12 protein-coding genes and 1 riboswitch are annotated in these 14,667 nt (G+C 70.4%); of the genes, 7 read left to right on the forward strand and 5 right to left on the reverse strand.

What is annotated here, in order from left to right:
• Positions 1-104 precede the first annotated feature (104 nt).
• The 5 genes from lptF to rsmA are packed head-to-tail and all read left to right on the forward strand — an operon-like array spanning position 105 to position 6,974.
• Positions 105-1,274 (forward strand): LPS export ABC transporter permease LptF, encoded by a 1,170-nt coding sequence (gene lptF, locus CRT23_RS15375; protein WP_103710399.1) that lies wholly within the window; start codon positions 105-107, stop codon positions 1,272-1,274.
• Positions 1,275-1,289: 15 nt separating this feature from the next.
• On the forward strand, positions 1,290-2,378 hold the full coding sequence (lptG, locus tag CRT23_RS15380; protein ID WP_103710400.1) for an LPS export ABC transporter permease LptG: 1,089 nt from the start codon (positions 1,290-1,292) through the stop codon (positions 2,376-2,378).
• Positions 2,378-5,059: an LPS-assembly protein LptD gene (locus tag CRT23_RS15385; RefSeq protein ID WP_103710401.1), complete on the forward strand. Its 2,682-nt coding sequence runs from the start codon at positions 2,378-2,380 to the stop codon at positions 5,057-5,059. Before lptG ends, CRT23_RS15385 begins: the two co-directional genes overlap by 1 nt.
• 35 nt (positions 5,060-5,094) lie before the next feature.
• Positions 5,095-6,117, forward strand: coding sequence for a 4-hydroxythreonine-4-phosphate dehydrogenase PdxA (pdxA, locus tag CRT23_RS15390; RefSeq protein ID WP_055956389.1), 1,023 nt, complete (start codon positions 5,095-5,097; stop codon positions 6,115-6,117).
• A complete protein-coding gene (rsmA, locus tag CRT23_RS15395; RefSeq protein ID WP_103710402.1) occupies positions 6,114-6,974 on the forward strand; it encodes a 16S rRNA (adenine(1518)-N(6)/adenine(1519)-N(6))-dimethyltransferase RsmA in 861 nt (286 codons plus the stop codon). Before pdxA ends, rsmA begins: the two co-directional genes overlap by 4 nt.
• Positions 6,975-7,072: 98 nt before the next feature.
• Here rsmA and CRT23_RS15400 read toward each other — a convergent pair whose 3' ends face one another.
• From CRT23_RS15400 to CRT23_RS15410, 3 genes are all read right to left on the reverse strand, one after another.
• On the reverse strand, positions 7,073-8,083 hold the full coding sequence (locus CRT23_RS15400) for a TIM44-like domain-containing protein (protein ID WP_055956395.1): 1,011 nt from the start codon (positions 8,081-8,083) through the stop codon (positions 7,073-7,075).
• Between the two features lie 115 nt (positions 8,084-8,198).
• Positions 8,199-9,314: an ATP-binding protein gene (locus tag CRT23_RS15405; RefSeq protein WP_103710403.1), complete on the reverse strand. Its 1,116-nt coding sequence runs from the start codon at positions 9,312-9,314 to the stop codon at positions 8,199-8,201.
• 87 nt (positions 9,315-9,401) lie between these two features.
• Positions 9,402-10,034, reverse strand: coding sequence for a helix-turn-helix transcriptional regulator (locus tag CRT23_RS15410; RefSeq protein ID WP_055956401.1), 633 nt, complete (start codon positions 10,032-10,034; stop codon positions 9,402-9,404).
• A 218-nt stretch (positions 10,035-10,252) separates the two neighbouring features.
• Here CRT23_RS15410 and CRT23_RS15415 point away from each other — a divergent pair, with 218 nt between their 5' ends.
• Positions 10,253-10,627, forward strand: a complete 375-nt coding sequence (locus CRT23_RS15415; RefSeq protein ID WP_103710404.1) for a DUF952 domain-containing protein — start codon at positions 10,253-10,255, stop codon at positions 10,625-10,627.
• Positions 10,624-11,703, forward strand: a complete 1,080-nt coding sequence (locus CRT23_RS15420) for a quinone-dependent dihydroorotate dehydrogenase (protein ID WP_103710405.1) — start codon at positions 10,624-10,626, stop codon at positions 11,701-11,703. Before CRT23_RS15415 ends, CRT23_RS15420 begins: the two co-directional genes overlap by 4 nt.
• 14 nt (positions 11,704-11,717) lie before the next feature.
• On the opposite strand, the gene CRT23_RS15425 is transcribed toward CRT23_RS15420, so the two are convergent.
• Entirely contained in the window at positions 11,718-13,736 is a 2,019-nt protein-coding gene (locus tag CRT23_RS15425; protein ID WP_103710460.1) for a TonB-dependent receptor, read from the reverse strand.
• 293 nt (positions 13,737-14,029) lie between these two features.
• Positions 14,030-14,231, reverse strand: a riboswitch (cobalamin riboswitch).
• A 76-nt stretch (positions 14,232-14,307) separates the two neighbouring features.
• Entirely contained in the window at positions 14,308-14,619 is a 312-nt protein-coding gene (locus tag CRT23_RS15430; protein ID WP_103710406.1) for a hypothetical protein, read from the reverse strand.
• Positions 14,620-14,667 lie beyond the last annotated feature (48 nt).

Consider the following 14,667-nt stretch of genomic DNA (forward strand, 5'->3'; position numbering starts at 1 on the left):
TCGGAGTCGACGGCCGGGGGGCGGGACGGGTAGAAACGGGCGGGGCCGAGGCCTCGCCGGGCGATGCGGGGGGCGATCCGCGAGACGCCGATCCACGAGAACCCATGACGCAGATCGAGCGCTACATCTTCAAAATCGCGCTCGGGGCCTTCTTCGCCTGCCTCGTCGGCCTGACCGGCACGATCTGGGTGACGCAGGCCCTGCGCGAGCTCGACCTCATCACCGCCAAGGGCCAGACCCTGGTGATCTTCTTCCTCATCACCGGCCTGTCGCTGCCGACGCTGATCACCGTGATCGCCCCGGTGGCCCTGTTCATCGCCGTCGTCTACGCCCTGAACAAGCTCAACGGGGATTCCGAGCTCATCGTGATGTCGGCGGCCGGGATGCGGCCGCGGCAGATCCTGCGCCCCTTCCTCAGCCTCGGCCTCGCGGTCAGCCTCGCGGTGGCCTTCCTGACGATCCAGGTGATGCCGTCGTCGTTCCAGGAACTGCGCGACGTACTGACCCGGGTGCGCGGCGACTTCATCGCGAACGTGGTCAAGGAGGGCCAGTTCACCAGCCTCGACAGCGGCATCACCTTCCACTTCCGCGAGCGCGGCCCGGGCGGCGCCCTGCTCGGCCTGTTCATCCAGGACAAGCGCGAGGCCGGCAAGTCGGTGGTCTATCTCGCCGAGCGCGGACAGGCGCTGGAATACGGCGGCCAGAGCTACCTCGCCCTCGAGAAGGGGAGCATCCACCGGCAGCAGAAGGAGTCCCGCGACGCCTCGATCATCACCTTCGAGCGCTACACCGTCGACCTCGCCGCCTTCACGCCCCCCGATGCGGAACTGGTCTACAAGCCGCGCGAGCGCGCCACGGCGCAGCTGCTGTTCCCCGATACCAGCGAGACCTACTACAAGCAGCAGAAGGGCCGCTTCCGGGCCGAGCTGCACGACCGGCTCTCGTCCTGGCTCTACCCGCTGGCGCTCACCTTCATCGCCTTCGCGGCGCTCGGCGACCCGCGCACCACCCGCCAGGGGCGCGGCCTCGCGGTGGCCGGCGCCGTCCTCGCGGTGGTGGTGGTGCGCATCGGGGGCTTCGCGGCCTCCAGCGCCGCGGCGCGCAGCCAGGGCGCGGTCGTTGCGGTCTACGCCGTGCCCCTCCTCGCCATCCTGATCTCCGCGATGGTGATCTTCAATGGCGGGGTGATGCGGGACTGGAACGCCCGGGTCGCTCGGGCCGCGACCGGGTTCGTCGGCCGCTTCGGCCGGCGTCCGCGCCTCGGCGTGCGGTGAGGCGGAGCTGACGCCATGCTGATCGGCGCCACCCTCGGCCGCTACTTCGCGATGCGCTTCGTGCGCACGATCCTGGGCGTGTTCCTCACGGTCTTCACGCTTGTCTACACCCTGGACTTCGTCGAGCTCCTGCGCCGCGCCGGCGATGCCGAGGGCGCGTCCACAGGTTTGATGGCGCAGCTCTCGCTCTACCGCACCCCGGCGGTGGCCGAGGGCGTGCTGCCCTTCGCCATCCTGTTCGGCTCGATGGCCGCCCTGCTCCAGCTCTCACGCAAGCTCGAACTGGTGGTGGCCCGGGCCGCCGGCATCTCGGCCTGGCAGTTCCTGCAGCCGGGCGTGTTCGTCGCCCTCGCCATTGGGGCCTTCACCGTGGGGGTCTACAATCCGGTCTCGGCGCTGATGAAGCAGCGCTCCACCGAGATCGAGGCGAAGATCTTCTCGCGCTCGACCAAGGCCAATTCGGGCAAGGACCTCTGGATCCGCCAGCGCAGCCTCGACGGGCAGGCGATCATCCGGGCCGACACCGCGGTGGAGGGCACCACCACGCTGGCCGGCGTCTCGGTCTTCACCTTCGACGAGGCCGGCATCTTCACCGCGCAGATCGAGGCGGCCAAGGCCAGCCTCCACGACGGCTACTGGGAATTGAGCCAGGCCCGGGTGATGGCCAAGGGCCAGCCGGCCGAAAGCTTCGACACCTACCTGATCGCCTCGACGCTGGTGCCGTCCCAGGTGCGCCAGCGCTTCACGCCGCCGGAATCCGTGCCTTTCTGGCAACTGCCGGAGACCATTTCGCGCTCCGAGCGGGCCGGCCTCGATGCCACGCGGTACCGCCTGCAATACGACGTGCTGCTGGCCCGGCCTGTCCTGTTCCTGGCCATGGTGCTGGTGGCGGCCAGCGTTTCCTTAAGGTTCTTCCGCTTTGGTGGTGTCGGCAAACTGGTGCTGGGCGGCGTTGCGGCGGGGTTCGTGCTGTACGTCGCCCGACAGGTGCTGGAAGGCCTCGGTGCCTCGGGAATCGTGACGCCGGCTGTGGCGGCGTGGTTCCCGGCCGTGGTAGGGAGTCTCCTTGGTACGCTCACGCTTCTCTATCAGGAGGACGGCTGATGTCGGACTCGGTGGTGGCGAAGGGGCGCAAGCCTTGGCAGGAGTTGGGACTGGCGTTGCGTAAGGTCGCCGACATCACGTTGGCCACGGGGTTCGTGGTGCTGCTCACGGCCGTCGCCCCCGCGGCGCCCGGCGGGCAGGCGCTCGCCCAGGGTGTCCCCAAGACGGCTGCGGCGAAGTCGGCGGCAGGCAAGCCGGATTCGGGCAAACTGGATTCGGCCAAGCCGGCCGAGCGCCTCCTCGTGGAAGCCTCCGAGCTCGTCTACGACAACGACCGCAACACGGTGACGGCCCGCGGCAATGCCGAGCTGCATTACGGCCCGCGCACCCTGCAGGCCGATCGGGTGATCTACGACCGCAAGGTGAGCCGCGTCTTCGCCGAGGGCAACGTCCGCCTGACGGAGGCGTCGGGCGCCGTGGTCACGGGCTCCAAGATGGAGCTCACCGACGATTTCAAGAACGGCTTCATCGACGCGCTCCGGGTGCAGCAGAGCGTCGAGCTCAACGGGCAGACCGTCCGCACCCGCTTCTCGGCGCCCCGCGCCGAGCGGATCGAGGGCGACAGCACCAGCTTCGAATACGGCACCTACACCGCCTGCGAGCCGTGCAAGAACAATCCGGAGACGCCGCCGCTCTGGCAGATCCGCGCCACCAAGATCATCCACAACAACCAGACCCACACCGTCGCGTTCGAGGAATCGACCCTCGAGATCGGCGGCATCCCGGTCGCCTACCTGCCCTATTTCGAGACCGCCGACCCGACGGTGAAGCGCAAGACCGGCTTCCTGACGCCGCGCTTCCTCACCTCGACGGCCCTGGGCTCCGGCCTCGCGACCCCGTTCTTCGTCAACCTGGCGCCGAACTACGACCTGACGCTGTCGCCGGCCTTCCTCAGCAACCAGGGCGTCCTCGGCCAGGCGGAGTTCCGCCATCGCCTGGAAACGGGCTCCTACAACCTGCGCCTCTCCGGAATCTTCCAGACCACGCCGAGCGCCTTCCTGCCCGGCCCGCTCGGCGCAGGCGACCGCGACTTCCGCGGCTCGGTGGAGTCCAAGGGCCAGTTCTACATCAACGACCGCTGGCGCACGGGCTGGGACATCGTCGGCGTCACCGACAAGTGGTTCCTCGACAACTACCGCATCCGCAACCAGAGCATCACGACGGACTACTTCCGTGAGGCCGTCTCGACGGCCTACCTGATCGGTCAGGGCGATCGCTCGTGGTTCGAGGCGCGGGGCTACTACTTCAAGGGCCTGTCGAGCTTCGACTGGCAGAAGGAGCAGCCCTTCGTCGCGCCGGTGATCGACTACGACAAGCGCATCAACGGGCCGGGCTTCCTCGGCGGCGAGGTCCGGTTCGAGGCCAACATCACCAGCCTGACCCGTCAGGCGACGGATTTCCAGGCGGTCCAGAGCCCGACGGCCTATCTGCAGACGCCGACGATCAACGGCAGGACCTACTACCTCTACGAGACCTGCACGTCCTTCTCGCGCGGCCAGTGCGTGATCCGGGGCCTCGCCGGCACGAACACCCGCGCCTCGGCCCAGCTCTCCTGGCGCCGCAGCTTCATCGACGACGTCGGCCAGGTCTTCACGCCCTTCGCCTACCTGCGCACGGACGCCTTCTTCGTCGACCCGCGCACCTCCGGCTACCAGAACGCCCTGTCCGCCAACATCGCGACGCAGGACGCGGACTTCTCGGGCCGGGTGCTGCCCGCCGTCGGCATCGACTACCGCTACCCGTTCGTCAGCAATTTCGGACCGCTCGGCGTGCACACGATCGAGCCGATCGCGCAGGTCATCGCGCGGCCGAGCGAGACCCATATCGGCCGCCTGCCGAACGAGGATGCCCAGAGCCTGATCTTCGACGACACCTCGCTGTTCGAGTGGGACAAGTTCTCGGGCTACGACCGGGTCGAGGGCGGCGTGCGCACCAATCTCGGCGCGCAGTACTCCGTCGTGACCCCGGCCGGCTGGTACGCGAACGTCATGTTCGGCGAGTCGATCCAGATCGCCGGCGTGAACTCGTTCCGCCGCGGCGACATCGCCAATGTGGGCCTCGATTCCGGCCTCGACACCCGGGCCTCGGACTTTGTCGGCCGGTTCCAGCTCTCGCCGAACCAGCACATCACCTTCATCACCCGCGGACGCTTCGATCACGCCGACCTCGGGGTGAACCGGGTCGAGACCGGCGTGATCGCCCGCCTCGCCCCCTTCGCGCCGATCGATCTCTCGGCGTTCTACTCCTACTACAAGGCCCAGCCGGCCCTCGGCTTCGCCAACCGCCGCGAGGGCATCACCGCCTCGGCCACCTATCACGTGACCCCGAACTGGTTCGTCACGGGCTCGGCCCTGGTGGACCTGTCGCACTACCTCGACGTGCGCGACAACTTCCAGACCGCCTACGCCTCCTACCTGGCGAACCCCGTCGGGGACGCCCCCGTCTACCGCAACCCGGGGCGCGCCTACCTGTCGGGCATGAGCATCGGCGGCGGCTACCAGGACGAGTGCACGACGGTGTCGGTCAACTACATCGTCTCGCCGGTGGCGGCCGCGCTCGGCACCAGCGAGCGCAACCGGACCGTCCTGCTCCGGCTCGAACTGAAGACCCTGGGCGAGGCGGATTTCCGCCAGAACCTGAACACGGCCATCACGGCCGACGGCATCTCGACGGTCCGCTGAGGCGGCCCACCCCTCGAACGACGCGGAGTGATGCGGTGAGCAGCCTGCACGGGCCGATCGCCCTCACGCTCGGAGATCCGGCCGGCATCGGGCCGGAACTCGCCCTCATGGCCTGGCGCCTGCGGGATGCCGGGCCCGGCCTGCCGCCGTTCTTCCTGATCGGCGATCCCGCCTTCATCGAGCGGCGGGCGAGCGACTTGAACCTTCAGGTTCCCATCGCGGATGTCGGCCCGGACCTCGCAACCGAAGTCTTCGGGCGCGCCCTGCCGGTGATGGCCCTGCCGAGCGGCGCCGCGATCCACGCGGTGGCGGGTCGGCCCGATTCCGCCAATGCCGGTGCGACGCTGGAATCGATCACCACGGCGGTGACCCTCGTCCGTTCCGGGGCGGCGACCGCCCTCGTCACCAACCCGATCGCCAAGTACGTCCTGACGCAGGTCGGCTTCGCGCATCCGGGCCACACCGAGTTCCTGGCCGCCTGCGCGGTGGAGCCCGGCGAGACCCCGCCGCTCCCCGTGATGATGCTGTGGAGCGAGACCCTGGCGGTGGTGCCGGTGACGATCCACGTCGCCCTGCGGCGGGTGCCCGACCTGCTGACGCAGGATCTCGTCCTGCGCACCGCCCGCATCGTGGCCGAGGACCTGCGCCGGCGCTTCGGCATCGCCCGGCCGCGCCTGGTGCTGTCCGGCCTCAACCCGCATGCGGGGGAGAACGCCACCATGGGCACGGAGGATCGCGACGTGCTGGAGCCCGCGGTGCTGCGATTGCAGAGCGAGGGCATCGACATCCGCGGGCCCCTGCCCGCCGACACCCTGTTCCATGCGCGGGCGCGGGAGACCTACGACGTGGCCCTGACGCCGACCCACGACCAGGCCCTGATCCCGATCAAGACCCTGGCCTTCGACGAGGGCGTGAACGTCACCCTCGGGTTGCCCTTCATCCGCACCTCGCCGGACCACGGCACCGCCTTCGACATCGCCGGCAAGGGCATCGCACGGCCCGACAGCCTGATGGCGGCGCTCCGCCTCGCCGCCCGTCTCGTGAAGGCCGGCGCGTGAGCGAGGACGGGAGCGTCAGCATCGACGGGTTGCCGCCCCTGCGGGAGGTGGTGCGCCGGCACGGCCTGGAGCCCAAGAAGGCGCTCGGACAGAACTTCCTGTTCGACCTCAACCTGACGGGGCGGATCGCCCGGTCGGCCGGACCGCTCGCGGGCGTCACCGTCGTGGAGATCGGACCGGGCCCCGGCGGCCTGACCCGCGCGCTGCTGGCCGAGGGCGCCGCACGGGTCATCGCCATCGAGCGCGATCCCCGAGCCCTGCCGGCGCTCGCCGAGATCGCCGCGCATCATCCGGGACGCCTCGAGGTGGTCGATGCCGACGCCCTGAACTTCGACCCGGTGCCGCTGATCGGCATGGGACCGGCGCGGATCGTCGCGAACCTACCCTACAACATCGGCACGCCCCTCCTCGTCGGCTGGCTCACCGGCGGGGCCTGGCCGCCCTGGTGGGATTCCCTGACACTGATGTTCCAGCGCGAGGTCGCCGAGCGCATCGTCGCGGACGAGGACGACCGGGCGAATTACGGCCGCCTCGGCGTCCTCTGCGGCTGGCGCACGGAGGCCCACATCCTGTTCGACGTCGCGCCCTCGGCCTTCGTGCCGCCGCCGAAGGTGACGTCCTCCGTCGTCCGATTGACGCCCCGGCGCGCGCCCCTGCCCTGCTCGGTCCAGGCCCTCGAAGCGATCACCCGGGCGGCCTTCGGGCAGCGCCGCAAGATGCTGCGCCAGAGCCTCAAGGCGGCGGTCCCGGATCCCGCCCGGCTCCTGGAGGCCGCCGGCATTCCCGAGACCGCCCGGGCCGAGGAGGTCCCGGTCTCCGCCTTCGTGGCGATGGCCCAGGCCTACCGCCCCGTCTGAGCCCCCGGCTCGCCTCAGCCTCTCACGACGTGAAAAGGGCCGCGCGGATCTCTCCGCGCGGCCCTGTCTTTTCGATCGATACCGGGTGAAGCCGACCGTCAGCGACCCTGCTGGATCGCCGAGAGGACCCAGCGGCCGCCACGCTCCCGCACGAAGGTCCAGAGCTCCACGGCCTCCGGCTCGCCGGTCTCGACGACGCGGTCGGTGCGGCGGTCGAGGGTCACGTCCTTGATGGCGTAGCGCATCGCCACCGTGGCGTACTCGGCATTGCCCTCGCCCCAGGACTCGGACAGGTCGCCCTGCAGCAGCTTCACGTCGGAGATCCGGTTGACGACGCCGCGTGCCTCGTTGGCCCGCAGCTCCTCGATGAAGTAGCCGGCCATCTCCGGGGTCGCGAGGTTGCGCAGCGCCGCGACGTCCTCACGGCCATAGGCCGCCTGCACGTCGTTGAGCGCGATCTCGAAGCTCTGGAAATCGCCCGGTCCGATCTGGACCGGACGCGCCTGCACCGGCTGGACCGGGGCGGGACCGCGCTGGCCGTTGCCGTAGCCGCCGCCCATCGGGGCGCCGCCGGGCGCACCACCCAGCGGCGCGCCACCCATCGGGCCCGGGTTGGCACCGGCGCCGTCGAGGGTCGAGCGCGACAGGCCGGCCGCGGCCGGCTGGCCCTGGCGCCGGCGGAACCAGCGGACGGCGAAGGATACCAGCAGGACGACGAGGCCGACCTGCAGGATCAGGCCGAGGAACGAGGCGATCCCGCCGAGGCCGCCGAAGAAGCCGCCGCCCAGGAGCGCGCCGAGCAGGCCGGCACCGAGCAGGCCGGCCATGAAGCCGCCGCCGAAGCGTCGGCCGGGCTGTGCGGCCGTGTTCATGCCGGGATTGCCCATGGCCGGGCCGGGCTGAGTCTGCGAGCGCTGGATCGGGGCCGGGGCGCCGGGCGCCGTGGTGGTGGCCGAGGGCGGCGCGTAGGTGCGCGAGCCGCGCGAACCCATGCCACCGCTGCTGCCGCTACCGGGACGCGCCTCGACGACGGGCGCGGCGAGAACCAGCGTCGCGGCGAGCGCGAGGATGGACGCCGCGCGCTTCCGGCGAGTGGTGGAGGTGAGCATGAAAACGCCTCTGGTGAACAACTGGGAAGTCCGGCGATGACGCCGCTCCTGATATGGTGACGTTCGCGCCGGAGTTTTAGTCCGCTGTTCTTGACAGAATCCTGTTGGATTCTCCTCAAAGCGCCGCGGGGAAGACCATCCGGACCGTGGCGCCCTCCCCGGGCTTCGAGTCGATCGACACCGTGCCGTTCTGACGTTTCACCAGGCCGTGGACGATGGCGAGCCCGGCACCGCGGCCGGCCTCGCGGCTGGTGACGAAGGGCGCGAGGGCGCGGGCCGCCATCTCGGGGGACATGCCCTGGCCCTCGTCGGTCACCGTGATGCCGACGGCGCCGTCCCCGGGCCGCTGAAGGGCGCGGTCCCCCGGGGGCACCGCGAAGGTCGCGATCACGATGCGCCCGGGGGCCGGCATGGCCTCGCAGGCATTGGCCACGATGTGGTTCAGGGCGAGTTCGATCTGCGTCGGGTTGCTGAGGCCGCAGGCGAGCCCCGGCATGGTCCGGGTCTCCAGGGTGATCCGCGCCGGCAGTGTCGGGCCGATCCGCGCACCGAACGCTTCGATGAGCTGGTTCAGGTCGACGGGGCGGACATCGGGCGCGATGCGGCGCGAGAAGGCGAGGAGTTGACGGGTCAGCGTGGTGGCTCGCTCGGCCGCATCCGTGGAGCGGACGATGGCGCGCTGGATGAAGGGCTCGTCGCGGTCGCCCAGACGGCGCTTCAGCCCGTCGATATAGCCGATGAGGATCTGGAGAAAGTTGTTGAACTCGTGCGCCACGCTGTTGGTCAGCAGGCCCAGCGCCTCGCGCTGGCGGGAGAGCGCGAGGGCTCCCTCCGCGTCGTGGCGGCGGGTGACGTCCACGACCTGCGCGAGCCGGTAGTGGGTCTCCGGAACCGGGACGATGAAGACCTGCGCCCAGAAGGCCGCGCCGCCGCCCGGACGTGCCAGCACCTCGACGCCCTCGGGCGCCCCGTCGGCCAGGGCCGCCGCGAAGGTGGAGCCGGAATCCCGGTCGCCGCCGAGGCCGAGCCAGTCGTGCAGGTCGCCGTCGGAGGGCGCATCGGGAGGGCGCTGGACGAGGTCGCGGAGGGCGCGGTTGGCGAGGAGGAGACGGCCGCCAGGTGCGTCCGGCGCCAGCAGCGCGGCCGGCACGGCCGAAGCGCTCAGCAGTCGGGCGAGCCCGGCCTCAGGTGCGCTTTCCGCAGCGTGATCGTCCGTCCGGGGCAATGCCATGGCCTGTCCGCCGATCCGGGGCGCGCGGCCCCTCCGGCCACAAGGCATAGCCGCAACCGGGGGAACGGCAAAGCTGCGCCGGAGATGCTACTGGCGCACCCACATCACCCGGCCGATCCAGGCGATATCGCTGACGTTGACGACCCGGTCCTCGTGCTCCGGGTTGAGCGAGGCGAGCTCGATGGTGCGCGCGGTCTTGCGCTTGAGTTCCTTGGCCAGCACCTCGCCGGCCACCAGCCGCACCACCACCCGGTCGCCTTTTCGGACCCCGGCCGTCGGCGAGACGATGAGCACGTCGCCGTCGCGGTAGAGCGGCGCCATCGAATCGCCCTGCACCTCTAGGGCGAAGGCGCGATCGTCGGCGAGATCCGGAAACTCGATCTCCTCCCAGCCTGGGCCGCCGGTGGGCATGCCCTCGTCGGTGAAGAGGCGCCCGGCGCCGGCCTGGGTCATGCCGATCAGCGGGATCATCGTGCGCGGCGGGCCGTCGCGCGCCTCGATCAGCCGGAGAAACTCGTCGAGGCTCGCCCCGGTGGCGGCGAGCACCTTGGAGACTGATTCGGTGGAGGGCCAGCGCTTGCGACCATCGGGGCCGATGCGCTTCGAGCGATTGAAGCTCGTCGCATCCAGTCCAGCGCGGCGCGCGAGACCGGACGCGGAGAATCCATGACGTTCCGCTAAGCGGTCGATTGCGGTCCAAATCTGTTCATGAGACAGCATCGAAAGCTCAAAGCGTATTTCGGTTAAGACGTCCAGCCTAGAGTTAGGAAAGTAGAACTATTCTTCTCGGATAGCAATGGTGCGAAGGCTGCCAATCCGGCCCGCCGGGTCATCGTGAGGTCCTGGCAACTCATGATGTCAACTTAGTCCCTCAGGTTGCGATTTCCGACGCTCCGGCGGTGTTTGATCGGCCCCGCGAAACCCGGTACGGAGCGGGCATGGCGCTCATCTACAAGATCTCCCCCCGGGCCCTCTGGTGCAGGGCCGAGGATATCGGCCGCTTCGAGGGTGCCCCGATCGACCGCAGCGACGGCTACATCCATTTCTCCACCGCCGCCCAGGTGGCGGAGACCGCGGCCCGTCACTTCGCCGGTGCCGAGGACCTCGTTCTCGTCGCCGTGGAGGCCGAAGATCTCGGACCGGCCCTGCGATACGAACCGTCGCGGGGGGGCGATCTGTTCCCGCATCTCTACGCCGACCTGGACCTGAAGGCCGTCCGGTCCGTCAGCGACCTGCCCCTCGGGGCCGACGGACGCCACGTCTTCCCGGGTGATCTCGGCGCAGCAGCGATCGTCGAAGGACGCCCGGCATGATCGGCGCCCTCTTCCCCCTGGCCAAGCCCCTGCTGCATCGCCTCGATGCCGAGACGGCGCACAATCTCACGCTGCGCGGCCTCGCCGCCCTGCCCCCGCGCCGTCCGCCGGCCGACGATGCCCGCCTGGCCGTGGATGTCCTGGGCCGCCGCTTCCCCAATCCGGTCGGCCTCGCGGCGGGCTTCGACAAGGGCGCCGAGGTTCCCGACGCCCTGCTCGGGCTCGGCTTCGGCTTCGTCGAGGTCGGCGGCGTCGTTCCCAAGGCCCAGCCGGGCAATCCCCGCCCCCGGGTCTTCCGGCTGGCGCAGGACCGGGCGGTCATCAACCGCTTTGGCCTGAACAGCGAGGGCCTCGAGGTGGTGCGTGGGCGTCTCGCCGCCCGCCAGGGCCGGCCCGGACGCGTCGGGGTCAACATCGGCGCCAACAAGGAGTCGACCAACCGCCTCGCCGACTACGTGACCTGCACCCGTGCCCTGGCGCCGCTGGTGGATTTCGTCACCGTCAACGTGTCCTCGCCGAACACGCCCGGCCTGCGCGACCTCCAGGGCGAGGCCTTCCTCGACGAACTGCTCGCCCGTGTGGTCGAGGCGCGGGACGCGACCCATCCGGCCACCGCCATCCTGCTGAAGATCGCGCCCGACATCACCCTCGACGCCCTCGACGCGATGACGGCCACGGCCCTGCGGCGCGGCGTCCAGGGTCTGGTCGTGTCCAACACCACCATCGCCCGCCCCGAGACCCTGCGCGAGGCGAGCCTCGCCCGCGAGACCGGCGGGCTCTCCGGCCGGCCGCTCTTCGCCGCGGCGACCCGTCTCCTCGCGGAGACCTACCTCCGGGTCGGCGGAAAGCTCCCCCTGGTCGGCGTCGGCGGCATCGACTCGGCGGAGGCCGCCTGGACCAAGATCCGGGCCGGCGCCAGCCTGCTGCAGCTCTACTCGAGCCTCGTCTACGCAGGCCCCGGCCTGATCCCCGCGATCAAGGCCGGGCTGGTGCAGCGGATGAAGGCCGAGGGCGAGCCGCAGCTCGCGCCCCTGGTCGGGCGCGATGCCATCGCGCTGGCGAAGCTGACGGGCTGACGGGTGCGCGGGGCCTAGAACCGCCCCGCCAGGGTCAGGCGCAGAGCGGTCGGCTCGACGGGGTGGATGTGCCGATCCGCGACGCCGTCCGCCGCCTCGCCGGGCAGGCGCGAGGCGTAGAAGTAGGTGATCTGGTCGGCCTTGGCGTTGGTCAGGTTCAGCACGTCGAGGGACAGGCTGACCCCATTGTCGAAATTGTAGCCAACCCGGCCGTTCACGAGTGCGGTCGGGCGCGAGCGCACGGAATTGTCCTCGATCAGCGGCCGCGGCCCGAAGTAGCGCAGGCGCATCGATCCGAACCAGCCCGGCCCCTCGCCGACGGTGAACCCGGCCGAGGCGATGGTGGTCGGCGCCTCCGGGACCCGGTCGCCGACGGGGTCGCGGTCGGCGAAGCGCGCATGGGTCACCGTCAGGTCCCCCTCGAGGGAGAGCCAGGGCGTCACCGCGTAGCGGTTGGTCCACTCGATGCCGAAGCGGCGGGTGGGACGGCTCGGCTCGGTGGTGCCGCTGTCGCCCTGGAACAGGTTCTCGGACGCGAAATCGAGCTGGAACAGCGTCACGGCCGTCTCCAGCCTGGCGATGCTGCGGTTGCGCAGACCGATCTCCGATCCCGTCGAGGGCACCAGGAAGGGCGACCGGCTGATGGTGAACAGGGGGCTGGTCGGATCCACCGTGGCGGTGACGCCGCGGGCGTCGTTCGAGTGGAAGCCGCCGCCGTAGTTCACGAACAGCTCGGTGTCGAACCACGGGCCCAGCACGAGGCCAAGCTTCGGGTTGACGATGCTGTCGCGCGCCGTGCCGGAATTCGCCGCCGTATCGGACACCACGTCGGCGTAATAGGTATCGGCGCGGAAGCCGACGCTGGTGCGCAGCCAGTCGGTCCAGCGCAGGCGGTTCTCGTAGTAGAACGCTCCACTTGCCTCCAGCACCCGGTCGTCCAGGACCGTCGAGCGGTACTGCCGGTTCGTGGTGTTGAACAGGCCGACCCGGATGCTGTCGGTGCGGGTCTGGAGGCCGATCTCGTTCTCCATGGCCACGCCGAACAGGCTGCCCTGGACGGTATGGCTGACCTCCCCGCCGCCGAGCACGCGGCTGTCGCGCTGACGGAACTGGTCGCCGTTCACCGGATCGTTGAGGAAGTAGGTGAAGTCGTTGAACAGGTTCATGCCGTAGCGGATGACGTAGGCGCTCGCCCGGGTGATCCCGGCGTCGCTCGTCCGGCTCCAGCGGCCCGAGAGGGAGAAGCGGCCGGTGTCGCCGCCATCGGTGGGATCCAGGGAGCCGAAGCGTCCGATCAGGCCTTCCGCCACCGCCCGCTCGGGGATCTGGTTGGTGGCGTTCCACTTGGCCCAGTAGGCCATTCCCGTCAGCGCGAAGCCGTCGAGGGCCGTCCCCTGGCTGTAGCGGACGACGGCGTTGAGCTTGGCGAGGCGGTCCGGCACGTCCCAGGGGCCCTCATAGGTCTGGGCCTCGCCGGCCACGAGCAGGCGGCCTTCGCCGAGGGCCGCGGAGGCGATGCTGAGGGCGCGCTTGTAGCCGAAGCTGCCGAGCGAGGTCAGCGCGAGGTTGCGCTCCACCGTGTCGAGATAGTCGATCCGCACCGAGCCGGCCGAGGCGAAGTCGCCGTCGCGGACGAAGTACGGCCCCTTGTGGAACGCCACCGCGCCGACGAGCTCGGGAATCAGGAAGTTGAGGTCGGCATAGCCCTGGCCGTGGGCGTGGGTGCGCATGTTCACTGGCATGCCGTCCACCGCGATGGCGATGTCGGTGCCGTGGTCGAGGTTGAACCCGCGCAGGAAGAACTGGTTGGCCTTCCCCTCCCCGGAATGCTGGGTGACGATGAGGCCGGGCACGCTCTCCAGCACCTCGCCGGGCCGGGTGATCGGCCGGCTGTTCAGCGCCGCGCCCGAGATCACGCCGGCGCTCGCCGCATCGACGGTCCGGAGGCCGCCGCCGATGCCGGTGACGCCGCCGACGTACCCCGCATTGGCGGTCGGTCCACGCCCGCCGCCCGCCGGTGCCTCCGCGGTCACGGACAACTCGGCGAGATCCGCCTGCGCGCTCTGGGCGACGGCGTCAGGAATCCCAGCGCCGTAGGGGGCGAGACCGGCGCAGGCGGCGAGGAGCCAGGATCGGCGGGAAAGCCGTGAACGGCGAAACGCGCGAGAACGCCGAGATGATCGAGAACGAGAGGGCGAACAAAAATCAGAGGACGACATGGGACCTCGGGCGACGTCTGTGGCACGTCACCGCGAACGAGGCCGGCACGGATGCCACGCGGCATCCACCCCGACACCCATCAGGACACCCCGCCCGATGCGTTTCGCGTGTGACCACGACTGACGGCAGGTCTCCTGGCTCGCGGGTCACCGCCCTCCCATCGTCTTCCCAGGTCCGAGAACCCAGTGACGTGCTGATGAGGAGCTCGCCGCTTACAGTTGCGGGGGCAGCCGCGGCCTCGGGCGCTCGCCCTCACCGCGTTCCCTTTTGATCCTCGATCCTGAGGAACCGTCGGGGGTCAGGAGGCCCGATCGGCGGCTACGGCGTCAATGGCCGCGGCGGCTTTTCAGGCCGGTGTGCCCGGCAGGCGACAGGGGCCGGGCGTCAGCGCCGTCCCTCCGGTTTCCGGGCCGGCTCGCGCCGGTGGCCCGTCCCGGCCAGCACGGCGCCGCCGGCCACCAGGCCGAGGAGGATCCACTTCAGGGGAAGCCGGTCCGCGCCCTCGCTGCGCTGGGGCTCGGTCACCATGTGACCCGGCGGTAGTTCCACGCCGGGCTTTCCGTAGGCCCGAGCGTCGGCGATCTGCTCGGCGGACACGGCCCATTCGGCCCCCATCTGCCGATCATGCGCCATCACCGCGAGGCCGACCGCGAGGGCGACGGCCGCCGCCGCGAAGATCCTCACCGGCGTCTTCATCTCCCGCGCTCCCGCCTGCCGCGCGTCCCCGCCGCGATCCGGGGCGAG

The sequence above is a fragment of the Methylobacterium sp. V23 genome, from assembly GCF_002917135.1.
Lineage (GTDB): Bacteria > Pseudomonadota > Alphaproteobacteria > Rhizobiales > Beijerinckiaceae > Methylobacterium.